This window comes from Arhodomonas sp. KWT2 (assembly GCF_041949875.1).
GTDB lineage: Bacteria > Pseudomonadota > Gammaproteobacteria > Nitrococcales > Nitrococcaceae > Arhodomonas > Arhodomonas aquaeolei.
The window spans coordinates 1-24,373 of the sequence record NZ_JBHFPQ010000040.1; the positions used below are offsets into that span (position 1 = coordinate 1).

24 protein-coding genes and 1 CRISPR repeat array are annotated in these 24,373 nt (G+C 70.6%); of the genes, 12 read left to right on the forward strand and 12 right to left on the reverse strand.

What is annotated here, in order from left to right; all coding sequences use genetic code 11:
* Positions 1-479 precede the first annotated feature (479 nt).
* Positions 480-791 (forward strand): hypothetical protein, encoded by a 312-nt coding sequence (locus ACEZHJ_RS07685; RefSeq protein ID WP_018716291.1) that lies wholly within the window; start codon positions 480-482, stop codon positions 789-791.
* On the opposite strand, the gene ACEZHJ_RS07690 is transcribed toward ACEZHJ_RS07685, so the two are convergent.
* From ACEZHJ_RS07690 to ACEZHJ_RS07700, 3 genes are all read right to left on the reverse strand, one after another.
* Positions 772-1,266, reverse strand: a complete 495-nt coding sequence (locus ACEZHJ_RS07690; RefSeq protein ID WP_163143714.1) for a hypothetical protein — start codon at positions 1,264-1,266, stop codon at positions 772-774. The genes ACEZHJ_RS07685 and ACEZHJ_RS07690 overlap by 20 nt on opposite strands.
* A 100-nt stretch (positions 1,267-1,366) precedes the next feature.
* A complete protein-coding gene (locus ACEZHJ_RS07695) occupies positions 1,367-1,597 on the reverse strand; it encodes a nucleotidyltransferase domain-containing protein (protein WP_240466364.1) in 231 nt (76 codons plus the stop codon).
* Positions 1,598-2,234: 637 nt separating this feature from the next.
* Positions 2,235-2,816, reverse strand: a complete 582-nt coding sequence (locus ACEZHJ_RS07700) for a YajG family lipoprotein (protein WP_018719725.1) — start codon at positions 2,814-2,816, stop codon at positions 2,235-2,237.
* 237 nt (positions 2,817-3,053) lie between these two features.
* On the opposite strand from ACEZHJ_RS07700, the gene ACEZHJ_RS07705 reads away from it, so the two are divergent.
* Positions 3,054-3,986, forward strand: coding sequence for a methylenetetrahydrofolate reductase (locus ACEZHJ_RS07705; protein WP_018719726.1), 933 nt, complete (start codon positions 3,054-3,056; stop codon positions 3,984-3,986).
* A 70-nt stretch (positions 3,987-4,056) separates the two neighbouring features.
* Here the strand turns inward: ACEZHJ_RS07705 and ACEZHJ_RS07710 are convergent, their stop codons facing one another.
* Positions 4,057-4,263, reverse strand: coding sequence for a hypothetical protein (locus ACEZHJ_RS07710; RefSeq protein ID WP_018719727.1), 207 nt, complete (start codon positions 4,261-4,263; stop codon positions 4,057-4,059).
* A 265-nt stretch (positions 4,264-4,528) separates the two neighbouring features.
* Here ACEZHJ_RS07710 and ACEZHJ_RS07715 point away from each other — a divergent pair, with 265 nt between their 5' ends.
* Positions 4,529-4,867: a high-potential iron-sulfur protein gene (locus ACEZHJ_RS07715; protein WP_018719728.1), complete on the forward strand. Its 339-nt coding sequence runs from the start codon at positions 4,529-4,531 to the stop codon at positions 4,865-4,867.
* Between the two features lie 367 nt (positions 4,868-5,234).
* On the opposite strand, the gene ACEZHJ_RS07720 is transcribed toward ACEZHJ_RS07715, so the two are convergent.
* Positions 5,235-6,680: an FAD-binding oxidoreductase gene (locus tag ACEZHJ_RS07720; protein WP_375036395.1), complete on the reverse strand. Its 1,446-nt coding sequence runs from the start codon at positions 6,678-6,680 to the stop codon at positions 5,235-5,237.
* A 13-nt stretch (positions 6,681-6,693) separates the two neighbouring features.
* Complete coding sequence (locus ACEZHJ_RS07725) at positions 6,694-7,473, reverse strand: hypothetical protein (RefSeq protein ID WP_018719730.1); 780 nt, start codon at positions 7,471-7,473, stop codon at positions 6,694-6,696.
* Between the two features lie 447 nt (positions 7,474-7,920).
* Between ACEZHJ_RS07725 and ACEZHJ_RS07730 the strand changes: the two genes are divergently transcribed.
* Both ACEZHJ_RS07730 and ACEZHJ_RS07735 read left to right on the forward strand, forming a co-directional pair.
* Complete coding sequence (locus tag ACEZHJ_RS07730; RefSeq protein ID WP_018719731.1) at positions 7,921-8,610, forward strand: thiopurine S-methyltransferase; 690 nt, start codon at positions 7,921-7,923, stop codon at positions 8,608-8,610.
* A gap of 128 nt (positions 8,611-8,738) precedes the next feature.
* Complete coding sequence (locus ACEZHJ_RS07735; protein ID WP_163140573.1) at positions 8,739-9,311, forward strand: YfaZ family outer membrane protein; 573 nt, start codon at positions 8,739-8,741, stop codon at positions 9,309-9,311.
* Positions 9,312-9,776: 465 nt separating this feature from the next.
* Here ACEZHJ_RS07735 and ACEZHJ_RS07740 read toward each other — a convergent pair whose 3' ends face one another.
* Positions 9,777-10,121: a tetratricopeptide repeat protein gene (locus ACEZHJ_RS07740; protein ID WP_375036396.1), complete on the reverse strand. Its 345-nt coding sequence runs from the start codon at positions 10,119-10,121 to the stop codon at positions 9,777-9,779.
* Positions 10,122-10,240: 119 nt separating this feature from the next.
* Entirely contained in the window at positions 10,241-10,903 is a 663-nt protein-coding gene (locus ACEZHJ_RS07745; protein WP_018719734.1) for an O-methyltransferase, read from the reverse strand.
* A 24-nt stretch (positions 10,904-10,927) separates the two neighbouring features.
* Between ACEZHJ_RS07745 and ACEZHJ_RS07750 the strand changes: the two genes are divergently transcribed.
* Both ACEZHJ_RS07750 and ACEZHJ_RS07755 read left to right on the forward strand, forming a co-directional pair.
* Positions 10,928-11,746: a metallophosphoesterase gene (locus ACEZHJ_RS07750; RefSeq protein ID WP_375036397.1), complete on the forward strand. Its 819-nt coding sequence runs from the start codon at positions 10,928-10,930 to the stop codon at positions 11,744-11,746.
* Positions 11,747-11,786: 40 nt separating this feature from the next.
* Entirely contained in the window at positions 11,787-12,917 is a 1,131-nt protein-coding gene (locus tag ACEZHJ_RS07755; protein WP_259201128.1) for a hypothetical protein, read from the forward strand.
* Between the two features lie 218 nt (positions 12,918-13,135).
* Here the strand turns inward: ACEZHJ_RS07755 and ACEZHJ_RS07760 are convergent, their stop codons facing one another.
* Positions 13,136-13,306 (reverse strand): rubredoxin, encoded by a 171-nt coding sequence (locus ACEZHJ_RS07760; protein ID WP_018719737.1) that lies wholly within the window; start codon positions 13,304-13,306, stop codon positions 13,136-13,138.
* Between the two features lie 162 nt (positions 13,307-13,468).
* Here ACEZHJ_RS07760 and thiE point away from each other — a divergent pair, with 162 nt between their 5' ends.
* The 3 genes from thiE to ACEZHJ_RS07775 are packed head-to-tail and all read left to right on the forward strand — an operon-like array spanning position 13,469 to position 17,316.
* On the forward strand, positions 13,469-14,152 hold the full coding sequence (thiE, locus tag ACEZHJ_RS07765) for a thiamine phosphate synthase (protein WP_051088269.1): 684 nt from the start codon (positions 13,469-13,471) through the stop codon (positions 14,150-14,152).
* Positions 14,153-14,184: 32 nt separating this feature from the next.
* Entirely contained in the window at positions 14,185-15,465 is a 1,281-nt protein-coding gene (hemL, locus tag ACEZHJ_RS07770; protein ID WP_018719739.1) for a glutamate-1-semialdehyde 2,1-aminomutase, read from the forward strand.
* Positions 15,466-15,486: 21 nt separating this feature from the next.
* Positions 15,487-17,316: a VTT domain-containing protein gene (locus ACEZHJ_RS07775; RefSeq protein WP_163140577.1), complete on the forward strand. Its 1,830-nt coding sequence runs from the start codon at positions 15,487-15,489 to the stop codon at positions 17,314-17,316.
* Between the two features lie 111 nt (positions 17,317-17,427).
* A CRISPR array of direct repeats spans positions 17,428-18,476; the repeat unit is 28 nt; unit sequence TTTCTGAGCTGCCTACGCGGCAGCGAAC.
* Positions 18,477-18,944: 468 nt separating this feature from the next.
* On the opposite strand, the gene ACEZHJ_RS07780 is transcribed toward ACEZHJ_RS07775, so the two are convergent.
* From ACEZHJ_RS07780 to ACEZHJ_RS07790, 3 genes are read right to left on the reverse strand one after another with little or no spacing between them, the layout of a single operon-like run.
* On the reverse strand, positions 18,945-19,559 hold the full coding sequence (locus tag ACEZHJ_RS07780; RefSeq protein ID WP_018719572.1) for a UbiX family flavin prenyltransferase: 615 nt from the start codon (positions 19,557-19,559) through the stop codon (positions 18,945-18,947).
* Complete coding sequence (gene mpl / locus ACEZHJ_RS07785) at positions 19,556-20,920, reverse strand: UDP-N-acetylmuramate:L-alanyl-gamma-D-glutamyl-meso-diaminopimelate ligase (RefSeq protein WP_375036398.1); 1,365 nt, start codon at positions 20,918-20,920, stop codon at positions 19,556-19,558. Before mpl ends, ACEZHJ_RS07780 begins: the two co-directional genes overlap by 4 nt.
* Positions 20,913-21,413, reverse strand: coding sequence for a hypothetical protein (locus tag ACEZHJ_RS07790; RefSeq protein WP_018719574.1), 501 nt, complete (start codon positions 21,411-21,413; stop codon positions 20,913-20,915). The genes mpl and ACEZHJ_RS07790 overlap by 8 nt, the downstream gene beginning before the upstream one ends.
* Before the next feature lie 158 nt (positions 21,414-21,571).
* On the opposite strand from ACEZHJ_RS07790, the gene ACEZHJ_RS07795 reads away from it, so the two are divergent.
* Positions 21,572-22,540: a TAXI family TRAP transporter solute-binding subunit gene (locus ACEZHJ_RS07795; RefSeq protein ID WP_018719575.1), complete on the forward strand. Its 969-nt coding sequence runs from the start codon at positions 21,572-21,574 to the stop codon at positions 22,538-22,540.
* A gap of 17 nt (positions 22,541-22,557) precedes the next feature.
* Complete coding sequence (locus ACEZHJ_RS07800; protein ID WP_259201175.1) at positions 22,558-24,357, forward strand: TRAP transporter fused permease subunit; 1,800 nt, start codon at positions 22,558-22,560, stop codon at positions 24,355-24,357.
* Positions 24,358-24,373 lie beyond the last annotated feature (16 nt).

The following is a 24,373-nucleotide window of genomic DNA, read 5'->3' on the forward strand; positions in this document are numbered from 1 at the left end:
CAACCACCCTCAGCCCGTCGTCCACCACCAGCCGGGCAATCCGCTGCTTGTATTCCGCCGTGAACTTGCGCCGTTCGCGCGCCATGGCTGTTCTCCTCGTCTTGGGCAAGATCATCCCACCTAACGAGGTGTCCACGAAAAGTAGACCAGCTCACTTACGTGCCGGAGCACGCCCTCTCCCCAACCCCTCTCCCGTGACGGGAGAGGGGCCCGGAGCGCAGGGGAGGGCCCACCCGACGGCCGGGTGCGACGGGCCGGGGGCCGTGGCGCGTGGCCGGCCGCGCCGGGCCGCAGCGGGGCTGTAGGTCGGCTGGGCTCGGGAGCCGACAGAAGATGCCCCGCAAGGCCGGTAACCTCCGGTGCCCCCGCTGGCACCGTTCGGCGGCTGACCGCCGGTTGGACCACCTCCTATAGCGTGTTACTCGTTATCTTCTGATTGAACGCGAAAGGGTGGTGGCGCGAATCGGGAGGATGGGCGGATGGCCCGTGAGAAGGGGCGGCATCGGCGGCGATTGGGGCGGGTGGAGGCCGATCTGCGGGTCGCGGTCTATCTCCGCGGGCGGCGGCTGGGCGAGTACCGCACGCGGGACGTGAATCGTGCCGGCATCGGCCTGCGCCCCGGGCGGATCATGCTCTGGCCCGGGCTGAAGGTGGAGGTGCAGCTGTACTCCGCCGTCGCGGAGCGGCCCATGCCCCGCCGGATTCCGGCGGTGGTCTGCTATGTCCGTGCCTCGGGCATGGGGATCCGGTTCAACAGCGCCGTGCCCAGCGTCAAGGAGGCCCATCGCTGAGCCAGCCGCGGCCGGCCAGCGCCTGGAGCAGGCGGGTAGCGGTGTTCGTCAGCGTGGAGACGAATTCGTGGCCGGTCTGGAGGGCGCTGGCGAGTATGGCGGCGTCCTCGGTGTATTCGTCCACCATCGGGTTGCGGCGCTTGCGAAGGCGGAACCATTCGTCCGCCGATGGGACCAGCTCAAGTCGCTCGGCCCGGTCGAGGTTATCCAGGAGTGCTCCTTTGCGCTCCCCCAGGGCGGCGAGATAGGCGGGGAGCAGTTTGTCGCCGAGCGTGTCCTGCAGGCGCGCGAAACGGCTGACGAACGCCTCCACGCGTTCGGCCTCGTCGATGTCGTTGTCGAGATCGCGTGCCCGCTCCGTGGAGAAGGGTCTGTCGAACACGCGGCGGTCAGTCGTTGCAAGGTGGTCGCTTTCCCGCTGGACGACCCGGGCGAGGAATTGAAGGCGCTCGATATTGTCCGGCCGGGTCGTCATAGCTGTCGCCCTTCGTTCGCTGCCCGCGCATGAATGGTGCTGCGCTGCAGATTGGGGGCGCTGAGCACGACGTCGACCTCGCGCCCGCCGGTGAGTCGAGTCAGGCGGCCGGAAATGCCGGCGACAAGCCACGCCGGGTTCTCGACCGCGGCGTGTCGACCTCGACCAGCAGATCGATGTCCCCGCCGCGACGCTCGTCCCGTAATCGTGAACCAAACAGGAGCACCCGGGCATTGGGGCCGGCCTCTTCGCGGACGACCCTGCGAATCAGGGCCACTGTGTCGTCTGACAGACGCAAGGCGTAGACCTCCGGATGTGCTCCGTTGACCATTTAACAGATGGTAACCCGGCATGCGCCGGTGGGGGCGTTGTCCCGAAGGGAATCGCATCGGGCAGGCGTGTCGCGTCTCCCCGATCTATCAAGGCAGTCGGCGCTGCCAGCGCCGCAGGACGGGATGTTGGCTGCCGGGAGCAGCCAACCTACGTGGCCTGCCACCGCCGGGCCTGTGCGGTAGGTCGTGCGCCGCAGGCGTGCGACATTCCGGCTCGGTCATTGAGGACGTCGCACACGGCCCGCGGCCGTGCACGACCTCCCGGTCTTCCGCTGCGGAAACATACGAGGCCGGCTGCTCATGGCTGCCGGCGGTGACCCGCGGGTTCGGGGGCAGCAGCGCCCGTAGGTCGGCTGCTCCTGGCAGCCGACACAAGGTTGCCTCCTAGGTGCCGGAGGTCTGCGCGCGCGAGCCGTTTCCGCCTGCCGGCAGGGCAGCCGTCGCACACGGCCCGTGGCCGTGCACGACCTACACGAGATCGCCGGCGGTGTGCCGGGGTACCGTTTCCGGTAGCTTTCCGGTAGGTCGGAGGCCGACGACTGTTGCAATTTGACACGCCGGTGCAGTGCCGTCGGTCAGCTGCTCCTGGCAGCCGACATCCCGCCGATTCGACACGCCAGCGCAGTCGGGTCGGGTTCAGCCCCGGCCCGCCAGGAAGTCCACCAGCCGCTGGTCGAAGAGCTGGCGCAGGGCGTCGCGCAGTCCGCGCTCGATCTCACTGGCATTGCGCTCGGGGCCCGGGGCCGTCGCCATGCGGCTCTCGTGGGAGGCCGTGGCTTTCGCGGTGAAACGCTCCCCGCCGCGCCAGGCACGGGCGGTCAGCGTCACCTCGGTGCGGAGCCGGCGGGGGATGTCGGCCGTGACCTCATGATTCAGCGTCGTGATCTCGATGATCAGTCGCGGAGAGGCACTGTCGGACCACAGCTCCGGCTGAAAGCCGGCGCGCTTGAGCGTTTCGCCGGTGGCGACTTTGAGCACGTAGGCGACGTCCTGATCCGTCGTGATCGGGGCATCGCCCTTGTCGTTGTAGCTCGCCACGGTGCCGAGCGTCTTGTCCGGACGGCGGTCCACGGTCTCGAGAGCGACGGCCGGGCCGCCGGAGACGCTCGCGGCCGGTTCCGGCGGGTTCAGCGAGAGCTCCAGCGACTGCGGTTTCTGCGTGCAGGCGCCGAGAACCAGGGCGAGACAGGCGAGGGTAAGCAGGCGGATCGCGGGCATGCTATGCCTCCCGTTAATATGAAAATGTTTCACTTTGCGGATTCGGGGCATTCATGAAACTCACAAAAACCTTGACCTTCCCGGGTTCCCGCCCGAGACTGATCAAGCTGATTTCGCCATATCAGGCGGATCCATTTACACCGTCGATGGCGCCGGGGTGAGGAGATCGCCCGGCAGCCGGCCTGCGCAACGCGTGGCGGCGGTGTCCTGTTAACGAAGCATACAGGGGGGAAACGCGTGACGCAGCCGAAAAACCTGGACACGCGGCCCGCCGGGCTGCACCTGGAGGTCGTCCCGCCCGTACTGCGGGAGAGCGAGGCCGGCGTCGAGGCCGCGCTGGAGAAGGTCGCGACCATTAACGAGGCGGTCGGTCTCGACGCCGTGAACATTCCCGAGATCCGTGAGGAGAGCTCCAAGAGCGACAAGGGCGAGCGCAAGCGCCCCTTCGAGCCGCGCATGGAGCCCCGGGTCCTGGCCCGCCGGATTCGCGACGAGCTGGGCATCGAGTCGATGATCAACCGTGTCGTCGTGCATCTCACCCGCGAGGAGCAGGCGGACTGGTTCCGCGAGACGTGGGAGGAGTACGGCGTGCGCCAGTTCGTCCTCGTCGGCGGCGAGAAGAGCGGGGTGGACTACCCCGGGCCGTCCGTGCCCGAGGCCAACGAGATGATCCGTAAGGCGATCGCCGAGCCCGGCCTGCGGGTCGGCAACATCTGCATCCCCACACGGGATGGCGAGGCCGACCGGATGCGTCGCAAGATGGCGACGGGCGTGGACTTCTTTACCACGCAGATCATCTATCACGCCCACGAGTTCACGGACCTGGTGGACGCGCTGGTCGATAACGGTCTGCCGGAGACGCCGCCGGAGCTGCTGCTGACCATGTGCCCGGTGAAGGGGCCGCGGAATATCCGCTTCCTGCACTGGCTCGGCGTGAGCATTTCCCCGGAGCTCGAGGAATGGCTCGTCGGGGACGGCGAAGGCGTCACCGACCGTTCCATCGAGCACATCGAGCGGACGTGGCAGGAGATCAGTGCCCACCGTGCGCGCCGTGCGCCAGGGCTGCCGGTCGGTGTGAGCCTGGCGCCCATCGGCAAGATCCCGCACGAGACGACGATCCGTCTCGCCCGGGCGTTTACCGGCGGCGTGCGCGCCCGCGCCACCGCCTGACCCGGCCGCCACCGGCCCCGAGGACCCGGGGCCGGTGGCGCGCCGTTGGGCGCGTTCGTCTCCGGGGCGCCTACTGCCGGCGCAGGCGGTCCTTGGTCGTCAGCAGGAACAACCGTCGGAACAGCTCCTCGATGGCCAGCTCCCGGGCCAGGGGGTCGCTGCTGTCTTCCAGCTCCCGGGGGTACTCCCATAGCAGTCGTACGGTGCCCGAATCCGCGTCGCGAACCTCGAGCTGGGGGTTCGAGCCGTTCAGTCGGGCGTCAATGCGGTAACTCATCGCTGTCCCTCCTTCGCATCCTGAACATAAATAATAATCATTGTTATTTGTGTTGCAACCTATTGTGTTGCCAAGCCTCAAGCGTGACGTCACCCCGCAAAGGCGTTACATTGACGCCCAGCCGGGATTACAGAGCGAGTCGGATATAGCGACAGCCATGCCTTAGCGACCAGCAGAGTCGACCGGCGACGGGGGCAGGGGCAGGAATCAACAGAGGCCGGGCAAAACCGGTCCCGAATTACCCGCAAGACGTAAGGAGACAGCTATGTCCCAGAATCATCATGACGAAAGCCGTCGTCGCTTCCTGCGTGCCGGACTCCTGGGTGCCGCGGCGGTGCCGCTGAGCACGCTGATGGTCGGGCGCAAGGCCCACGCGCAGAGCGACATGCCGAAGCTGGCCGAGGACGATCCGGCCGCTCAGGCCCTGAGCTATACCCACGACTACACCACCACGGACAACCCCGCTCACCAGGAAGGGGCGCACTGCGCCAACTGCCAGCTCTACACCGGCGACCCGAACGCCGACTGGGGCCCCTGCAGCGCCTTCCCCGGCAAGCGGGTGAATACCCAGGGCTGGTGCTCCGCCTGGGTCAAGAAGGCCTGAGGCCACGCCATCGACGGGCCGGCATCCCGCCGGCCCGTCGGCTGATCGATCCTTCCCGCCTTTCCCGATCCTCCCCGCCTGATCTTTCGTGGACCGACAGCTCCTCGCGGCCGGGGTTTCCGGTGTTGCACGCGGGGATGTTGGCTGCCATGAGCAGCCAACCTGCGTGACCCTCACCGGCGGGCCTGCGCTGTAGGTCGTGCGCCGCAGGCGTGCGACATTCCGGCTCGGTCATTGAAGGCGTCGCACACGGCCCGCGGCCGTGCACGACCCACGGGTCTTCCGCTGGGTGACCTGCCACCGTCGGGCATCAGTAGGTCGGCTGCTCCTGGCAGCCGACACGCGCAGCCAGCAGTCACCCGCCGGTTCAGCGCGTGCGCGGCGGTACGACCTTGCCCGGGTTGAGGCGGTTCCCCGGGTCCAGGGCGTCCTTGATGCCCCACATCATGTCCCGCTCGACCGCGGGCTTGAGGCGCTCCACCTCGCCGGGCTTGAGCTGTCCGACGCCGTGCTCGGCGGCGAAGGAGCCGTCCAGCTCCGCCACGATGTCGTGCACCAGGCGGTTGAATTCGTCCCAGCGTGCCAGGAAGGCCGTCGGGTCCATGTCCGTCGGCTGGCTCAGGTTGAAGTGGATGTTGCCGTCGCCGACGTGGCCGAAGGGGCAGGGGCGGATGCCCGGCAGCCGCTCGGTTACCGTTGCCGTGGCCCGTTCCAGGAACGCCGGGATCGCCGGCAGGGGGACGGAGACGTCGTGCTTGATGCTGGCCCCTTCGCGGCGTTGTGCCCCGGGGATGCTGTTGCGCAGGGCCCAGAGGGCGGCACGGCCGTCCGCCTCGGCGGCGATGCGGTAGTCCCGCGCGAGGTGTGGGGCGCCGTCCAGGGCGGCCTCGAGCAGCCCGGGCAGGTCGTCGCGGCGGCGCGAGCTGGTGACGTCGAGGAGGACGTACCAGGGCCAGCGTGCCGGGAACGGGTCGTGGCAGCCCTCGCCGTGGCGCAGGGCGAAGGCCACCGGCCGCTCCGCCATGAGCTCGAACGCGGTGAGCGCGTCGCCGGTCTCGCCACGCAGTAGGGCGAGCAGCGCCAGCGCGTCGGCCGGGCCGTCCACCGCCACCAGGGCGGTGGCGTGGTGGCGTGGGCGGGGATAGAGACGGAGCACCGCGGCGGTGATGATGCCCAGCGTCCCCTCGGCGCCGATGAACAGGTCCTTGAGATCGTAGCCGCTGTTGTCCTTGCGCAGGGCGTGCAGGCCGTTCCATACGCGGCCGTCGGCCAGCACCACCTCCAGACCGAGGGTGAGGTCCCGCGCGTTGCCGTAGCGCAGGACGTTCATGCCGCCGGCGTTCGTCGAGAGGTTGCCGCCGATGCGGCATTCCGCCTCGGCGGCGTAGCTCAGGGGGAAGAGGCGGTCCGCCCCGACGGCGGCGCGCTGCACCTCCGCCAGGGTGCAGCCGGCCTCCACGGTGATGGTATGGCCCACCGGGTCGACGGCGCGCACCCGGTCGAGGCGCTCCAGCGAGAGGATCACCTGGTGGCCGGACGTATCCGGCGCGGCGCCCCCGCAGAGCCCGGTATTGCCGCCCTGGGGGACGACGCTCACGCCGGCGTCAGCACACTGGCGCACGGCCTCGGCGACCCCGTCGGTGTCGCCCGGCCGCAGCACCGCGAGGCACCGGCCCTGGAACAGTCCCCGGCGCTCGTGGAGGTAGGGCGCCAGCGCCTCGGGCTGCGTGACCACGGCCGTCTTGCCGAGCGTGTCTCGAAGCCGCTGGAGCAGGGTCTGTCCGTCGGCGGCCGCGTTCATCCCTTCGCTCATGAATCCTGTCCCGTCAACGCCTGTGAATGGCCTGCACCAGTGAGAGCGTCGCCACCACGGCTGCCAGCACCAGCCCGGTCAGGACGGTGGTGACAGCGGCCAGTGCCGCGGCCATCGGTCCGAAGATGGCCGGCGCCTTCATCAGCGTGGTCATCAGCGACTCCTGGTAGTAGAAGAACCACTGATGCCCGGCGGGAAACACCCATTCGTGCAGTCTCGAGAACCAGCCGCCCCCGCCGGCATCGAACATCGCCGCTGTCGCCGCGGCGACCAGGGCCAGCCCGACCGCCAGGGAGAGCAGCAGTGTCCGTGCCGGTGGTACGTGGCCTGCCGCGGCGAGCCAGAGCGTTGCCGCCGCGGCGAGGATCGCTGCGGCGACCGCCACCTGTAGAAACCGCTGTACGCCGGCGGCGACCAGCCGCAGGTGCGCGATCTCCGGGGCGCGCAGCATCGGTATGCTACGGGCGCTGCCCGCCGGGCGGTAGCGGATGCGCCCGAGCCCTTTGCCGCCGTGGTTCACCGCGTCCAGTATCGCACCGAACAGGGCCTGGTGTGTCTCCGGGGTGAGCGTTTCGAAGCCATTGCGGTAGCGGTTCTGTGGCCCGTACTCGGCGATGTGCGCCTGGATGTCGAGCCAGCGGTAGAGCACCGGATAGCCGAAGTCCGCCGTTGACAGTACCTGCCATGCCGCCCCGGCGCAGGCGACGAGCAGCAGCGGTGCCAGCAGTATCCCGGCGAGCCGTGTGGTCAGCCGGGCCGGGGAAAGCGTGTGGGGTATTGCCGGGCCGGTCATCCGTACGGCCACCTCCCATCGGGCCGGGTGCGGGCTTTGCCGCACGCATGAGGGGCCGTGCGCGGATCGTCCCAGGTGCGCGGGCTCTATCCCGGGCCCATGGGCGGAAACCGTGCGGACGCACCCCGGCGGAGCATTGCCGGAACCACCGGCCGGCCGGCGCGGTCGTCTGTCTGTCCCGTCGCTGCCCGGCGGGTGTCCCGACAGCCGCGACCGGATCCGCGGGCGCGCTGACGCGTGACAATCCCGGCGGCCGGGTTAGTAAACTAAGGCCATTGTACCCCGCGCCTGCGGGGGCGGCAGCCACTGCCACCGGGGGAAGGTCGGGCCCCCACGTCCGCGTCACCGAGCGGTGTCCCGGCTGGATCGCCGGGATCGTGTCCCGACACGCAGCGAGTGAGAACGGGCTACAGCGCCTGAACGGTTGGGTAACAGAGGAAGGCCCCTATGGATACGGCATTCTGGCACGAGCGCTGGGAGCGCGGGCAGATCGGTTTCCACCAGTCGGATATCAACCCCTGGCTGCGGCGTTACTGGCCGGAGCTCGGTGTCGCGCCGCCGGCGCGGGTGTTTGTGCCGTTGTGCGGTGCCAGCCTGGACATGGCCTGGCTCGCCGGGCTCGGCCACGAGGTCGTGGGCATCGAGCTCTCGGCGACCGCCATTGAGCGCTTTTTCGCCGAGCAGGGCTGGCAGCCGGAGCGTCACGAGGGGCGTATCCCGAGCTGGCGCGCCGGTGGCGTCACCCTCTACGAGGGCGATTTCTTCGATCTGCGCGCGAGTGATCTCGCGGACGTTGCCGCCGTCTACGACCGTGCCGCGCTCATCGCCCTGCCGCCGCACATGCGCCCGGGCTACGCGGAGCATCTCGCCCGCATCCTTCCGGACGGCACGCGGGGCCTGCTGATAACCCTCGACTACGATCAGTCCGAGATGAAGGGCCCGCCGTTCTCCGTGCCCGCCGATGAGGTCGAGGGCCTCCTGGGCGGGGCGTTCGAGATCGAGCGGCTCGCCTGCGAGCCGGCGCTGGCGGCCAACGAGCGTTTCCGCGAGCGCGGTCTCACCGCCCTCGACGAGCTCGTCTTCCGTATGCGTCGCCGGTCGGGCGCAGCGGGAGAGGCACTGTCGCCGGATGCATGACAGTCCCGCGCCGCCGGCCCCCGGGCGGGATTGTCCCCCTGTGTTCCGAAACCTTTCCGTCATACGCTGTGTCAGCGGACAGGAGGGGGAGGGGAACACCCAAAATTACGTATCCCAGGAGTGAATCGATGAAGAATGCAGTTCGCGCGGTCGCACTGACCTCGACGCTGCTCGCCAGCGCGGCGGCGACGGCGTCCTCGCTGGACCTCAATCTCAGCGACGACGCCCTCCGCTTTGGCGGCCGCCACCAGCTCCAGTCCGGGGACGGCCTGGAGGTGAACGCCGACTGGCTCCACCACCAGGACAACGGCGACGTCCTCGGTGCCGGGCTGCTCATGGTGAACGACGCCGCGGCGGGCCGTGGTGCCCTGAACGTGGGCATCGGCGGGAAGCTGTTCTACGCGGACCTCGACCGCCGTGACGCCGACGGCGCAGCGGTGGGGCTCGGCGGGCGCTTTGAGTGGACCGCGCCGCAGTGGAACCGCCTCGCCTTCGCCGGCCACGGCTACTTCGCGCCGGACGTGACCTCCGGGGGCGATGTCGATCATTACACCGAGGTCGGTGTGCGTGCGGAGTACCTGGTACTGAAGAACGCCCACGCGTATCTCGGTTACCGCAATGTCCGCGTCGGCAACGGCAAGACCGATGACACCGAGACGCTGGACTCCTCCGTCCACGTCGGCCTGCGCCTGGACTTCTAGTCCGGTCTCGGCGGGGCCCGGGAGTCTTCGCTACGCGTAGGTCGCGCGCCACAGGCGTGCGACGTCTCCCGTCCCGCGTGGCCCTTCGCCCGGCGCCCCGGGCGTGGTCGGGCACGTGACGAGCGGGGCCGGAGCGTCGGGGCGAAGTCGCACACGGCCTGCGGCCGTGCCCGACCTACCCGGGGGCGCGGCCGGACGGGTGTTGGCTATGCCTAGCAGGGCTGTAGGTCGCGCACCGCAGGTGTGCGACGTCCCGTGCGGTTGCCGGCGGTCTGTCGTCATCCCCGTTAACGGCAATGCCACGCCGTGGGCCGGGACCAGTAGGTCGGCTGCTCCTGGCAGCCGGCATCCCGCCGGAGGCGCGCTCAGAGACGCTTTATGCCGCAGGCGTGGACGGCTCCTGTCTCCCGCGGTCTATCGAACGGCGCCGCCGCGCCCCTGGGCGACGGTGCCCGCCCCGCGTCTCTATTCCGTCGTCGCGGGCGGCGGGGGGGCATCCGGTTCGCCGGGGGCCGGCCTGTCCGGCTCCGCGGTGTCGTCCGTGGCCGGGCTGCTGCGGGTGCGTTCATCGAGGGTCACGCTCCCGGCGAGCCGTCCCAGCGCCTCCACGGCGAGGGGGTCGCCGGCCCGTGCCGCGCGCCGGATCCACTGCACCGCCTGCCCGGAGTCCGCCACCACCCCCTGGCCGTAGTAGTACATGTAGCCCAGCGCGTACTGCGCCCGCGGATTGCCCGCCCGCGCCGCCTGGTAGAGCGGCGGCAGCGCTCGCCGGTAATCCCCGGCGAGCCAGGCCTCCCGTCCCTCGGCCATGCTCGAACCGCCGGCCGGAGTCGTGGCGCAGCCCGCGAGGGTCGTCAGTGTAAGCAGCAGCAGGGGCAGTAACGGGGCTCTTGGCATGGGCGGGCAGACCTCGCGGGTAATGCGCCCGGTCAGCGCTTTCTGGCCAGAGTGACGCCGTCCGCCACCGGCACCAGGCACAGGTCGATGCGCTCGTCCTCGTGCAGCCGGCGGTTGAAGGCGCGTATCGCCCGGGTGTCCTCGTCGCGGCGGGCGGGATCGACCACGCGGCCGTGCCAGAGCGTATTGTCCACCACCACCAGACCGCCCGGACGGAGCAGCCTCAATGCCTGTTCATAATAGCCCGAATAGCCGGACTTGTCGGCGTCGATGAACACCAGGTCGTGCCGCCGGGCGCCACCCTCGGCGAGGAGCTCGTCAAGGGTGGTGGCGGCGGCCCCCAGGCGCAGCTCGATGCGCCCGTCGACCCCGGCGCTTTCCCAGTAGCGTTGCGCCATGTCGGTCCATTCGCGGCTGCGGTCGCAGGCCACCAGCCGGCCGTCCTCGGGCATGGCGAGCGCCATCGCCAGGGCGCTGTAGCCGGTGAAGGTCCCCACCTCGATGACACGCCGGGCGCCGGTCAGACGCACGAGCATCGCCAGTAGTGCCGCTTCCTCCGGGGCCACCTGCATGCCGGCCTGGGGCAGGCGGGCGGTGGCCTCGCGGAGCTCGCGCTGCACCGGCAGCTCGCGTACGCCCTCGCGCAGGAGGTAGTCGAGGAGGGTGTCGTCGATCCCGATGGTACGATTACTCATGACTGCCGTGTCCGGGTTACCTCGATGAGCGACAACACATCAGAGCCCCCGGGGGGCGTCAAGCCGCTCCGGGTCCTCCAGGTCAGCGACACCCACCTCTACGCGGATCCGGCCGCGGATCTCGCGGGCGTGCCTACCTCCGGGAGTGCACGGGCGGTGCTTGATGCCGCCCTGGCCGGGGAGGCGCCGGACCTCATCGTCGCGACCGGCGACCTCGTCCACGACGGCAGTGCCGCCGGCTATGAGCGGCTTCGCGGCTGGCTCGCGGACTCCGGTGTCCCCGCACTGGTCATCCCCGGCAACCACGACGACCCGGTGGCGATGGCCCGTTGCTTTGCCGAGGCGCCGGTGACCTGGCGCGAGAGTGTCTCCATCGGGGGCTGGCAGGTGATCGCCCTCGATTCCCACGTCCCCGGCGAGCCCTGGGGAAGGCTGGGAGCAGCCCAGCTGGAGCGGCTGGACGGCCATCTCGCCGCCGCGGCCACGCCGGTGCTCGTCGCGGTCCATCATCCGCCGGTTGCCGTCGGTGCGCGCTGGCTGGACGGGATCGCCCTTGCCGACGGCGAGGCCCTGCTCGCCCGGCTGGGCGCCTGCGGACGGCCGGCTGTCGTCATTTGGGGACACATTCATCAGGCCTTTGAAGGGTGGTACGGGGGCGTGAGGCTGCTAGGGGCGCCATCTACGTGCATTCAGTTTGCACCGCTCAGCGGGGAATTCGCGCTGGATATCAGGCCTCCCGGCTGGCGAGAGTTGACACTCCACCCCGGCGGGGGTAACGAAACGTGTGTGGGGCGGCTGTCCGACGGGGCCTTTAGGCCGGTAACGGACTGCGAGGGCTACTGACCGCCCCTGGCTGACGTTGGTCTGGTGGGGGAGAACAGGGATGAGCCAAACGGCCACGGCCGAATCCTCGCCGACGGTGATCGCCCGGCTGCGTGCGGAGCTGGCCGAGGCGCGGGCGCGCGTCGACGAGATGGCGGCCTATTACCGGGGCGAGCTCGAGGCGCTGCGGCAGCGTTCCGAGGCGGAGATGGTGCGCAGCCAGGCCGATGCGGCCGGGCGGCGCAAACGCGCCGAGGAGGAGGCGGCAAGGCTGGCCGACGAGCTGGCCGCGGTCCGTCGCGAGGCGGAGCAGGCACAGCGCCGCTATGCCACCCTGGTGCGCGATCAGGAGGAGGCCGAGGCGGCCGGGCAGGCGCCCGCCTCCGAGCTGGTCCGTCTCGACCGTGAGGTCCGCGCGCTGCAGACCCGGCTGGACACGGAGCGTGCCGAGCGGCGGGAGCTCGAGCGCGTCTACGATGATCTCAAGGCGCAACACCGCCGCACCGAGGCCCGATGGCACGAGCAGATGTCGCGGCTGCGCCGTGGCTTCAAGGCCTCGGAGCAGCGGCGCAAGACCCTGGAGGCGCGGCTGCGCGAGCGCCAGGCCGAGGAGCGGGTCGCCGCCCCGGAGCCCCAGCGCGCGGAGAGCCGGCGCCGGCACCAGGCCGAGCTGAAGATGGGCTGGGGCCAGCAGGAGGTGACCTTCGGCGACGACCTTGCCGATGAGTTCACCCTGATCGAGGGTGATCGCTCGCTTGGTGCCCACGAGAAGGCCGAGCAGGCGCAGGAGGCCGCCGGTTCGCCGCCGGAATCCGTGAGTCCCGGTGAGGCGGAGCACCTGCTTGCCGGCCTCAACGTCGATCGCCGCGTGGCCCAGCGCCCGGATGGCGCCACTATCACGGGGGCCCCCGCGGCGGACGGCGGGTCCGCTGATAACGGTGCCGCGGTGAAGGCATCCGGTGGCGCCGGTGTTTCCACCGCCCCCGCCGGCGATTCGGAGGCGGCCAGACCCGCACCGCGGTTTGAGGCGCGGGCGCCGGCCCCGCCGGTGAGCAATGGGCCGCGGGTGCGTCCCAAGCCGCCCCGGCGGCGGTTTGTGGTCGGTCTGGCGGTTGTGCTGGTGCTGGCCGCGGTGGCCGTGAGCGGCAGCCCCCTGGTCAGCGCGGTCATGCCGTGGCTGGCCGGTCAGTGAGTGCCGTCGCGGACCAGCCGTCCCGGGCGGCGCTGGCCCGTGCTCACGCGTGTTGCCGGACCCCGGTCCGGCAACGGTCTGCGGAGGTCACGGGCGCCGGCCATGTACCACCGTCCCGCTCATCCTGAAGCGATTCGCTGACATGCCCGCGTGTCCGTGCGTCGATACCGGCGCCGGGACTTGTGGCGTGCGCGAAGGTCCCCGAGGCCCGGCGCGATCTAGATCTCGATCATCTCGAAATCCTGCTTGCCCGCACCGCACTCCGGACAGGTGAAATCCTCGGGTATGTCCTCCCAGCGGGTGCCGGGTTCGATACCCGCCTCGGGCAGGCCCTGCTCCTCCTCGTAGATCCAGCCGCAGACGACGCACATGAACGCTCGGTATTCCATTGAGGGGTATCCTGGGTGGAACTGACAGCCGGGCAGCTTACTAACCCGGTCACGGGTAATGCCACAGCTGTGCCCGTCCGACGCGGGTGGAGCGCTCGCCGTCGCGCGCGCAGGGCAGTACACTCGGGCCCACGACGGCCTGACGACAGCGTGGTGCATCGCATGAGCCCAGCTCCCCTGATCCGTGGACTTTATGTCATCACCGATGCGGGGATGCAGCCCCCGGAGCGCCTGATCGAGTCCGTATCCGCTGCCCTGCGCGGCGGCGCGCGGGTGGTGCAGTATCGCGACAAGGGCGATGACCGGGCGCGGCGTCAGGCCGAGGCCACCGCGGTCGTCGATGTCTGCCGCGCGGCGGGCGCGTTGTGCCTGATCAACGACGACGTGGCGCTTGCCGCGGATAGCGGCGCCGACGGCGTGCACATCGGCCGGGAGGACGGCGGGATCGCCGAGGCGCGCAGCCGGCTGGGGCCGGACGCGGTTATCGGGGTGTCGTGCTACAACGAGTTCGGCATGGCCGTGGAGGCGGAGGCCGCCGGGGCGGACTACGTCGCCTTCGGCAGTGTCTACCCCTCGCAGGTAAAGCCGGATGCCGTGCGCGCCCCGCTGTCGCTGTTCGCCCAGGCCCGCCGCCGGCTTTCGGTGCCGGTGGTGGGCATCGGCGGTATCGATGCGGACAATGCCGGTGAGGTCATCGCGGCGGGTGCCGATGCCGTGGCGGTGATCAGCGCGGTGTTTGCCGCACCGGATGTCGCCGCCGCCGCCAGGCGGCTGGCGGCCAGCGCGATCGCCGCCCCGTGGGGGCCCGCCGGACCGGACGGGCCGCCACCGGGCGGTGGTCGGTGACACATGGATCCAGCGTTTGGGAAACCGAGACTATGAGCCGTTCCTCCGAGCTTTTCGCCGAGGCCCGCGAGCACCTCGTGGGCGGGGTCAATTCCGCGGTGCGGGCGTTCCGTTCCGTCGGCGGCGATCCGCCGTTCATGCGCCGGGGCGAGGGCGCGTGGATCGAGGACGAGGACGGCCGCCGCTACGTGGACTACGTCCTTTCCTATGGCCCGCTGGCGGTGGGGCACGCCCATCCCGAGGTGGTGGACGCGGTGCAGCAGGCGGCGGCCCGTGGCCTGAGCTTCGGTGCGCCCACCGTGGCCGAGACCGAGCTCGCCCGCCGGGTGAAGTCGCTGGTGCCCTCCATCGAGCGCATCCGCATGGTCAACTCCGGCACCGAGGCGACCATGAGCGCCCTGCGCCTTGCCCGCGGCTATACCGGGCGGGATCGTATCGTGAAGTTCCAGGGCAATTACCACGGCCACGTCGACCCGTTGCTGGTCGAGGCCGGTTCCGGGGTGCTGACCCTGGGGATCCCGGGCTCGCCGGGCGTCCCGGCGGACGTGGTGGCGGGCACGCTGACCGTGCCCTACAACGACATCGAGGCCGCCCGCGAGGTCTTCAGCCGCTACGGTGACGAGATCGCCGCGGTGATGGTCGAGCCGGTGGCGGGCAACATGAACTGCGTGCCCCCGGTCCCCGGCTTCCTCGAGGGGCTGCGCGGGCTGTGCGATGACAGTGGCGCGCTGCTGGTCTTCGACGAGGTCATGACCGGTTTCCGGGTCGCCCCGGGCGGGGCCCAGGCCCACTACGGCGTGACCCCGGATCTCACCTGTCTGGGCAAGGTCATCGGCGGCGGCATGCCGGTGGGCGCCGTGGGCGGCCGCGGCGAGGTGATGTCCCACCTTGCCCCGGAGGGCCCGGTCTACCAGGCCGGTACGCTTTCCGGTAATCCGGTGGCCATGGCCGCCGGTATCGCGACGCTGGACGTGCTCGCCCGCGAGGGTGCCTGGGCGGGGGCAGAGGAGACCGCCCGGCAGCTCACCCAGGGCCTGCGTGAGCGCGCCCGGGCAGCGGGCGTGCCGTTCACCACCAACCAGGTGGGGACGATGATGGGCCTGTTTTTCACCGACGCCGAGTCGGTGACCGGCTTCGACGACGTCGCCGCGTGCGACGCTGAGCGGTTCAAGCGCTTCTTCCACGGCATGCTCGACGCGGGCGTGTACCTGGCGCCGTCGGCGTTCGAGGCCGCGTTCGTCTCCACCGCCCACGACGAGGCGGCGATCGGGCACACGCTCAAGGCGGCGGAACGCGTCTTCGCCGGGCTCTGACCGGCCTGGGGCTGCGGCGCGGTGGAGTGGCTGACGCCGGTCCTGGCATGGGTCGCGGCCCATGCCCACTGGGCCGGTCCGCTCATCGGGCTGGTGGCGTTCGCGGAGTCGCTGGCGCTCGTGGGGCTGTTCGTCCCCGGGGCGCTGGCGATGTTCGCCGCCGGTGCCCTGGTGGGGACCGGCCATCTGCCGTTCTGGCCGCTGTATGCGTGGTCCGTGGTCGGCGCGATCGCCGGCGATGGCCTGAGCTTCTGGATCGGGCGCTACTACGGCGGCGCGCTGCGCCGGCGCTGGCCCTTCTCCCGCCATCCCGATCTGCTCGAACGCGGGGTGCGCTTCTTCGCCGCCCACGGCGGCAAGGGCGTGCTGCTCGGGCGCTTCGTGGGACCCGTGCGCCCCATCATCCCCGCGGTCGCGGGCATGCTGGACATGCCCGGGGGCCGGTTCCTGCTGGTCAACGTGGCGTCGGCGCTGGCCTGGGCGCCCGCCTATCTCCTCCCGGGCATGGTCTTCGGGGCCTCCCTCGCGGTGGCCGCGAGCGTGGCCACCCGGCTGGTGACCCTGGTAGTGGCAGCGCTGATCCTCGCGTGGCTGGCATGGCGGCTGCCGGGTTGGCTACGGCCGGTGTTCCGTCGCACCGCCGTGCGCCTGCTCCATCGCCGGCCCGGGGCCCGGCCGCTGCGCGGCCTGCGTCACCCAGCCGGCATGCTCTGGCTGGTGGCGCTGGTGACGCTGTTGGTGACCCAGGGCGTCGCGCTCCGGTATCCGCTGCCGGCCGGGTGGGAACAGGACGTCCTCGACGTCCTCGATGCCCATCGCAGTGCCCTCCTGCGGATACTCCTGTGGCTGGTGACACAGCTCGGCAGCACGCTCGCCGTTGCCATCGCCGCGGCTGCGGTGACGGCGACACTGGCCATCGCCCGCCGGGGACGGGCGGCGGCGGTGTACGCAGGGTCGGTCGCCGGCACGGTCGCGCTCGGCTACGTCCTTAAAGCGCTCTATGCAGCGCCGAGGCCCGGCGCGCTCACCGGCGAGGCGTTCGGCTTTGCCTTTCCCAGCGGTCACAGCTACGGGATCGCGGTGTTCGTCGTCGCCACGGCGGTCCTGGTGGCACCGCCGGCCTGGCGGGGGCGGCGCTGGCTGTTCGCCGCCGCCGGCATTTTCGCGGTGACCGTGTCGTTGACCCGCCTGGGTCTCGGCGTGCACTGGCCCCGGGACCTGGTGGCCGGCCTGGCCCTGGGCGTGGTGGGCGGCGGCCTGCCGGCACTGCTCGGCCCCGGGCGCTGCCCGCCCGGGCTGCGCCGCCGCGTGCTGACCGTCGCCGTGCCAGCGCTCACTGTGGGGGCATTGGTCAACGGCCTGCTGAGCTACCCCGACGGGCTGGCGCGATATCCCGCCGTGCAGGACCGGACGCCGGTGACCGCCTCTGCGCTGTGCTCGACGCCCGGGCTGGAATCCCCGGGCACCCGGATATGGCAGGGGCGGGTAGCCGCGCTGGACGAGGCGTTGAAGGCCGCCGGATGGCGGGCGATGCCGGCGTGGACCCTGCAGGCGACGCTGCGCTGGCTGAGTCCCGATCCCTCGCCGGCGCTGCTGCCGGTGCTGCCCCGGGTGGAGGCGGGGCGATGGCCCGCGGCCGTGTGGATAGACGTGGACGGGCCGGACCGCCGCGTGCTGTGGCTGTGGTGGCGTGCCGCCGGCGTGGACGCGCCGGTGTGGCTCGTCGCGGCGGCGGATGAGCGTCTGCGGCCAGGCTGGCCCTTCGTGCTGCGCACGCTCACCCCGGCTGCCGTGCCGGTGGCCGAGCTACGCACGGCTGGGCGTCTCTGCCCGGCTGCCCCAGGGAGGTAGGTCGTGCACGGCCTGTGGCCGTGTGCGACGTTCCGGCATGGCTCGGCTTGAGATGTCGCACGCCTTCGGCGCACGACCTACGGGACTGCGTGTCCCCGCCATCGGGCTGCGTTTCTGAGCTGCCTACGCGGCAGCGAACGCCGAGCAGGGCGCGACGTGCTCTATCGCAACTTTCTGAGCTGCCTACGCGGCAGCGAACGAGCTCACGGCCGAGGAGCTCCAGGCGATGTTTTTCTGAGCTGCCTACGCGGCAGCGAACAGCCATCGAACTCGTGTCCCAGGAACTCAATTTTTCTGAGCTGCCTACGCGGCAGCGAACAGCGATGGTGGCTTCCTTATTTCCGCGACTATTTTCTGAGCTGCCTACGCGGCAGCGAACGTCGGGGCCAAATTCGGCGTCGCACTCAAGATTTTCTGAGCTGCCTACGCGGCAGCGAACCGCGAGAAGCGCTCCCAGCGGCCGCGGTTATATTTCTGAGCTGCCTACGCGGCAGCGAACCCACCCCCACCGGTATCCGCCCGCTGGAAGGTTTTCTGAGCTGCCTACGCGGCAGCGAACGTGAACCGCATCGTCGGCCGCGTCGAGGCCTATTTCTGAGCTGCCTACGCGGCAGCGAACGCCCAGGCCCTGCGGATGCCGACCGAGACCCTTTTCTGAGCTGCCTACGCGGCAGCGAACCTCTACGGCGAGGAGGAGTACGTCTACAGCGCTTTCTGAGCTGCCTACGCGGCAGCGAACGGGCAGTGCGATCCGAACACGCAGACGTGTGATTTCTGAGCTGCCTACGCGGCAGCGAACCACACGCTGGAAAGAGGCTTCATCGCCACCGTTTTCTGAGCTGCCTACGCGGCAGCGAACTCCGGCAGCCGCCTCGCGGCCTCACTCGCCGCTTTCTGAGCTGCCTACGCGGCAGCGAACGACCCGTTGGGCGATCCGGACTGGACAGATGGTTTCTGAGCTGCCTACGCGGCAGCGAACGAGCTCATGGATCTCGTCGTCGCGCAGGCATATTTCTGAGCTGCCTACGCGGCAGCGAACGGCGCGAAGCTTCCCGTGGCGCCCCTCCACCTTTTCTGCGCTGCCGACGCGGCAGCGAACGTAGACGTCCGACAGCCACTCGCTCGCGGTGTCTTTCTGAGCTGCCTACGCGGCAGCGAACTAGGACTATCCGGCGGTAACGGGTTGATTGTCAACGGACAAGTGCGCCGGAGACCGGATGGACCCTTTTTTCTGGTGGGGCGTTAACTGGTTGATTTTGAGCGCTCTTGATGGTGCGCCCGGAAAAAGGGTCCCGCCGGTATCAGGGTCGGTGTTGCCTTGTGGGGTGCGCCCCGGAGACGTACGTGTCGCTGAGCAGCCGTGAGCCCGGCGGCTCTGTCGCTCCCGGTAACCGACAGCGGCGGTGGTGTCCTCCGGCATGCCCGGGCAGCGTTCGTGTGCCGGGTGCCTGTCGGCAGGGCGGGGGCACACGTGTGCGGTGCCCGATCCACGCGAATGGCCGATTCCGGTCTCCGTCCACCGGCAACCGCGCCCGCTCCCCGAGGAACCCCGGTCGCCTTCGAGCAACCTGCTTACGGCCGGACCCGTGTAGGTCGTGCACGGCCCCGGGCCGTGTGCGACATCCCCGCTACGTGCCGTCCTGTCCCCAGCGCGGGCCGAGGGCATTGTCGACCCCGAGCTGGTCGAGGACGCGGGCGACGACGAAGTCGACGAGGGCGTCGACGTCCTGGGGGCGATGGTAGAAGGCCGGGTTTGCCGGGAGCATGACGGCGCCCATGCGGGTCAGCCGGAGCATGTTCTCCAGGTGGATCTCGGAAAACGGGGTCTCCCGGGGCACGAGCACGAGTCGGCCGCGCTCCTTGAGCACGACGTCCGCGGCACGCTCGATGAGCCCGTCGCTGGTGCCGGCGGCGATGCGGGCGAGGCTGCCGGTGGTGCACGGGCAGACCACCATGCGCCGCGGCGCGCCGGAGCCGGAGGCGACCGGGGCGGTCCACTGCCGGGCGCTGAAGACGGTCAGGCCGTCCGCGTCGACGCCGAGGTGCTCACTGAGCACCGCGCCGACGTCGCTGCTGCGCCCGGGCAGGGCCAGGTCCTCCTCCATCTTGAGCACCAGCCGCCCGGCCTCGGAGATGAGCAGATAGACCCGCTCGCCCGCCTGGCGCAGGGCCTGGACCAGTCGCAGGCCGTAGATCCCCCCGGAGGCCCCGGTGATGGCGACGGTGACGGCGTCGTCGATCATGCGCGGTGCTCCGCTCGGTCGGCGAGGGCGGCCAGCAGCCGCTCGTGGATGCCCCCAAATCCGCCGTTGCTCATCACCAGCACGGCGTCGCCGGGGCGTGCCTCGGCGGTGACGGCGGCGACCAGGGCGTCGACGTCGTCACCGGCGTGCGCCCGTTCCCCCAGGGGCGCGAGCGCGGCGTCGAGATCCCACTCCAGTCCCTCCGGGCGGAGTACGAAGGCGGCGTCCGCCCCGTTCAGGCTGGCGCTGAGGCGTTCCCGGTGGACGCCGAGCCGCATGGTATTGGAGCGGGGCTCGGCTACCGCGAGGATGCGCCCGGCGTGCTGTGTGCGCAGCGCGGCGATGGTGGCCTCGATAGCGGTGGGGTGGTGGGCGAAGTCGTCGATCACGCGTACGCCGCCGGCCTCGCCGCGGACCTCCAGGCGGCGGCGCACGCCCTGGAAGTCGGCGAGGGCGTCGGCGCCCACGGCGAGGGGGACGCCGACGTGGCGGGCGGCGAGCAGCGCCGCCGCGGCGTTGCGGGCATTGTGGGTCCCGGCGAGGGGCGGCGTGAAGGCGGTGGTGTCCGCCCCGTTCAGCCGCCAGCCGTCGCCGTCGGCGAGGAGCTGCCAGTCGTTGGCGGCGCCGGTGCCGAACCGGGCCTGAGTGCTCCAGCAGCCCATGGCGAGGGTTGCGGCGAGGGCGGCGTCGTCGCCGTTGGCGAGGATCAGCCCGGAGCCGGGCACGGTGCGGACCAGATGGTGGAACTGGCGCTGGATGGCGGCCAGGTCCGGGAAGATGTCCGCGTGGTCGTACTCGAGGTTGTTGAGCACCAGGGTGCGCGGGCGGAAGTGCACGAACTTGCTGCGCTTGTCGAAGAACGCGGTGTCGTACTCGTCCGCCTCGATCACGAAGAACGGCCCGCTGCCCAGGCGTGCCGAGCGCCCGAAGTTGCCGGGCACGCCGCCGATGAGGAAGCCGGGGTCGTAGCCGGCGTACTCCAGGATCCAGGCGAGCAGGCTCGCGGTGGTGGTCTTGCCGTGGGTGCCGGCGACCGCCAGCACCCAGCGGTCGTGGAGGATGTGGCGGGCGAGCCATTCCGGCCCCGAGGTGTAGGCCCGGCCGTCGTCCAGCACCGCCTCGACGCTGGGATTGCCCCGGGGGAGGGCGTTGCCGATGACCACCTCCTCCGTCGCGGGCATCGCGGCCGGGTCCCAGCCCTCGCGCAGGGCGATGCCCGCGTCCTCGAGCATGGTGCTCATGGGTGGGTAGACGCCGGCGTCGGCGCCGGTGACGTCGTAGCCGCGCTCGCGGGCGAGCAGGGCGATGCCGCCCATGAACGTGCCGCAGATGCCGAGGATGTCGAGGTGTGCGTCAGGCATGGAGCCACTCCAGCAGCAGCCCGGAGCCGATCACCAGCGCCAGCGCCCACACTGTGGCGAGCGCGATGACGGTATCCAGGGCGTGGCGGAAGATGTGCGCGATGATCGCGATGTTCCAGAGGATCAGGCCGATCAGGCCCAGCGCGGTGACCGGTGTGCCCGCCGAGCCCAGGGTGAGCAGGATGAGGGCAAGGCCGGTGACCACCACGTCCGTGGCGTAGAGTGCTGTCGCCGTTTGCAGGAAGCGGTTGCCGAGGCCGTAGGCGTGCAGCAGAGCGTAGGTGAACGCGAAGGTCACGATCACGCCGTAGGCGGCATCCAGTCCGGGGGTGGCGGTCGCCGCCGGCAGGGCGCGCATGGTCGGGTAGCCCACGACCGCGCTGGCCAGCATGGTCGCGGCCAGCAGCGTCGGGGACGCCGGCAGGTCCTGGGGGCCGCGCCGCAGCAGGCAGATGTCCAGGACCAGGCGGACGATGTGTTGCAGCGACGGCATTCGTTCTCCCTGATCCGCCGGGGTGACTCGATGATTCCGGCATGGTAACCGCTTCCCGGCGCGCCTTCATGTCTGCCGCGGCGGTTGAGCGCTGCGCGGGGCGGCGGCAGAATCAGCGGCCGACCCACTCCGAACGATAATGCTAACGGGAGAGATCGATGCGTAAGTTCAGGCGCCTTACCCTCGCGGCGATCACGGTGTTCGTCGCCGGCGTGGCCGCCCTGCCGGCCCTGGCCCAGCAGACCCGGGTGACCTACAAGTCCGCCGCCGCCGGTACGGCCTACTACCAGATGGGCGTGGAGCTCTCCGAGGCCATCAAGGCCGGTACCGACGGCGCGGTTACCGTGACGCTGGAGGAGAGCCAGGGCTCGGTGCAGAACGTCATGGCGGTGATGCGCCGCGGTGGCAATTACGTGTTCACCACGCCGCCGTCGCTGGTGACCAAGGCGATGGCGGGCAAGGGGCCGTTCGAGGGCCGGCCGGCCTCGGCGTTCGGCAAGATCCGCGGGCTGTTCCCGATTCCGGCGATCACCATGCACTGGGTGGTGAAGGGGGGCGATGGCGTCATCGGCCTGAAGGACCTCGCCGGTAAGCACATCCTCATCGGCCGCGGCAGCTTCGGGGCCCGGGAGGCGCAGCGCTACCTCGAGCTGTTCGAGCTCACCGACGACGTCCGCATTGCCGACGCGGATATCGGCAGTGGGCCGGACGCGCTCAAGAACGGCCAGATCGACGGCTTCGTCACCGCCAGCTCCTTCCCCACGCCCAACGTGATCGAGACCGCGGCGAGCCTGGACATCAGCCTGGTCTCGCTGACCCCGGAGCAGATCGAGCGCACCGGTGCGGCCCACCAGACCATACCGGCGGGCACCTACGCGGGCATCGACGAGGACGTGGAGACCACCTCCCTGCCGGTGATCGCCTACACCACCACGGGCATGGACGAGGAGACCGCCTACACCCTCACCCGCACCTTCTGGGAGCGCCGCGAGGCCATGGCCGACGAGTCCGGCTGGTGGGCGGGCATCACCCCGGAGATGATCGGCAATATGACCGGCAAGCTCCATCCGGGGGCGTTGCGTTACTACGACGAGGCCGGGATCGAGGTGCCGGAGCGGCTGCGCTGATCGGCTGACCGCCGGAAGTGGAGAACGACACGCAAGCCGCCGGCGGCGGGGTGCGGGCCGGGTGGATCGCCCTGGGGGCGGTCTCGGTGGCCTTCCACCTGGGGCTGATCTTCTACGGCCTCGCGCCCGCGCTCATCGCCCGGCCCATCCACATGGCCCTGGTGCTGCCGTGGGTCCTGGTGTATGCGGCCTCGAACCGCCGCCAGCGCTGGAGCGGTTGGGTGCTCACGGTCGCCGGCGTGGCGGCCTGCGGTTATATCGTGCTCAACGAGTCCGCGTTGCTGGATCAGTACGGCTTCATCGAGGGGCCGTTCCAGATGGCGCTGGGCGTGTTCCTGCTGCTGCTGGCGCTGGAGACGGCCCGCCGCGCGATCGGCTGGCCGCTGCCCGCGGTGGCGGCGCTGGCGCTGCTCTATGCGGTGCTGGGGCACTATATCCCCGGGGCGTATGGGCATCCGGACCTGCCCCTGGGCAGCGTGGTGGGTGGGCTGACGATCGCCGAGGGCGGGCTCTGGGGCTCGCTCACCGGCGTGAGCGTGGGCGTGGTCGCGATCTTCGTGATCTTCGGCGCGGTGATCAACGCCGGCGAGGCCGGCCAGGGCTTCATGAACCTGGCGAGCGCGGTGGCCGGGCGCCTGCGCGGTGGCGCGGCGAAGGTGTCGGTGGTCTCCTCGGCGCTGCTCGGCTCGATATCCGGCTCCGCCTCGGCCAATGTGGCGTCGACGGGGTCGGTGACCATCCCCTCGATGATCCGCCTCGGCTATCCCCGCTCGCTGGCCGGCGCGGTGGAGGCGGTGGCCTCCTCGGGCGGCCAGATTATGCCGCCGCTGATGGGGGCGGGGGCGTTCGTGATGGTGGAGCTCACCGGCATCCCCTACACCCGCATCATGGGGGCAGCGGTGCTGCCGGCACTGCTGTTCTTCGCGACCGTCTGGTTCGGCCTCAACGCCTTCGCCAGCCGTTACGACCTGCGCCCCCTGGCCGCCAGCGAGCGCCCCACCGGGCGGGCGCTGCTGATCACCTCGCTGTTCTTCGTCGTGCCCTTCGGGGTGCTGCTGGAGCGGATCTTCCATGGCGGCAACACGCCGCAGTACGCGGCCAGCATCGCGATCTTCACCGCCGCGGCGCTACTGCTGTTCGACGCGCGGCTGCGTTTCTCGGTGACCGCATTCCTCCGCCGTCTCGGCGAGGCGCTGGTCCTGGCCGGCCGGCAGGTGGCCGTGATCGGCTCGATCATTCTCTGTGCCTCGCTGGTGATCGGTGTGCTCGGGATGACCGGGCTGGGCGTGAAGATCACCTCGGCGATACTGGCGCTGTCCGGCGACACCCTCTGGCCGGCGCTGGTGCTCACGGCGCTCGCCTGCCTGGCCCTGGGGATGGAGGTGCCCACGACGGCGGCCTATGTCATCTGCGTGTCGGTGGCCGGGCCGGCGCTGCACGACCTGGGCGTGGCGCCGCTGCTCGCGCACCTGTTCGTGTTCTGGTATGCGCTGCTTTCGACGATCACCCCGCCGGTCTGCGGCGGGGTGTTCATCGCCGCCGGGATGGCCGGCGAGAACTGGCTCCGCGTCGCCGTGCGCGCCATGGCACTGGGCGTGGGGCTGTACCTCATCCCGCTGGCGATGGTGGCGAGCCCGGCGCTTCTGGCGCTGGTGGACACGCCGCTCGCCGCCCTGGCGGCGTTCCTGCGTATCGCCGTCGCCCTCGCCGCGGTGAGCTACGGCCTCATCGCGCGGCGGCCGCTGCCACTGCGGGGGCTCCTCCTGGCCGCCGGTCTGGCGCTGCTCTTCGTCTGGCCCGCCGTATGGCCCGCCTGACCGGTGGAACCGGTGG

Excerpts from the sequence above, each read along its gene's own strand:
- ACEZHJ_RS07685 (WP_018716291.1), top strand. The coding sequence starts at position 480 with ATGGCCCGTGAGAAGGGGCGGCATCGGCGGCGATTGGGGCGGGTGGAG.
- ACEZHJ_RS07690 (WP_163143714.1), bottom strand. The coding sequence starts at position 1,266 with ATGACGACCCGGCCGGACAATATCGAGCGCCTTCAATTCCTCGCCCGG.
- ACEZHJ_RS07695 (WP_240466364.1), bottom strand. The coding sequence starts at position 1,597 with ATGGTCAACGGAGCACATCCGGAGGTCTACGCCTTGCGTCTGTCAGAC.
- ACEZHJ_RS07700 (WP_018719725.1), bottom strand. The coding sequence starts at position 2,816 with ATGCCCGCGATCCGCCTGCTTACCCTCGCCTGTCTCGCCCTGGTTCTC.
- ACEZHJ_RS07710 (WP_018719727.1), bottom strand. The coding sequence starts at position 4,263 with ATGAGTTACCGCATTGACGCCCGACTGAACGGCTCGAACCCCCAGCTC.
- ACEZHJ_RS07715 (WP_018719728.1), top strand. The coding sequence starts at position 4,529 with ATGTCCCAGAATCATCATGACGAAAGCCGTCGTCGCTTCCTGCGTGCC.
- ACEZHJ_RS07720 (WP_375036395.1), bottom strand. The coding sequence starts at position 6,680 with ATGAGCGAAGGGATGAACGCGGCCGCCGACGGACAGACCCTGCTCCAG.
- ACEZHJ_RS07725 (WP_018719730.1), bottom strand. The coding sequence starts at position 7,473 with ATGACCGGCCCGGCAATACCCCACACGCTTTCCCCGGCCCGGCTGACC.
- ACEZHJ_RS07730 (WP_018719731.1), top strand. The coding sequence starts at position 7,921 with ATGGATACGGCATTCTGGCACGAGCGCTGGGAGCGCGGGCAGATCGGT.
- ACEZHJ_RS07735 (WP_163140573.1), top strand. The coding sequence starts at position 8,739 with ATGAAGAATGCAGTTCGCGCGGTCGCACTGACCTCGACGCTGCTCGCC.
- ACEZHJ_RS07740 (WP_375036396.1), bottom strand. The coding sequence starts at position 10,121 with ATGGCCGAGGGACGGGAGGCCTGGCTCGCCGGGGATTACCGGCGAGCG.
- ACEZHJ_RS07745 (WP_018719734.1), bottom strand. The coding sequence starts at position 10,903 with ATGAGTAATCGTACCATCGGGATCGACGACACCCTCCTCGACTACCTC.
- ACEZHJ_RS07750 (WP_375036397.1), top strand. The coding sequence starts at position 10,928 with ATGAGCGACAACACATCAGAGCCCCCGGGGGGCGTCAAGCCGCTCCGG.
- ACEZHJ_RS07755 (WP_259201128.1), top strand. The coding sequence starts at position 11,787 with ATGAGCCAAACGGCCACGGCCGAATCCTCGCCGACGGTGATCGCCCGG.
- ACEZHJ_RS07760 (WP_018719737.1), bottom strand. The coding sequence starts at position 13,306 with ATGGAATACCGAGCGTTCATGTGCGTCGTCTGCGGCTGGATCTACGAG.
- thiE (WP_051088269.1), top strand. The coding sequence starts at position 13,469 with ATGAGCCCAGCTCCCCTGATCCGTGGACTTTATGTCATCACCGATGCG.
- hemL (WP_018719739.1), top strand. The coding sequence starts at position 14,185 with ATGAGCCGTTCCTCCGAGCTTTTCGCCGAGGCCCGCGAGCACCTCGTG.
- ACEZHJ_RS07780 (WP_018719572.1), bottom strand. The coding sequence starts at position 19,559 with ATGATCGACGACGCCGTCACCGTCGCCATCACCGGGGCCTCCGGGGGG.
- mpl (WP_375036398.1), bottom strand. The coding sequence starts at position 20,920 with ATGCCTGACGCACACCTCGACATCCTCGGCATCTGCGGCACGTTCATG.
- ACEZHJ_RS07790 (WP_018719574.1), bottom strand. The coding sequence starts at position 21,413 with ATGCCGTCGCTGCAACACATCGTCCGCCTGGTCCTGGACATCTGCCTG.
- ACEZHJ_RS07795 (WP_018719575.1), top strand. The coding sequence starts at position 21,572 with ATGCGTAAGTTCAGGCGCCTTACCCTCGCGGCGATCACGGTGTTCGTC.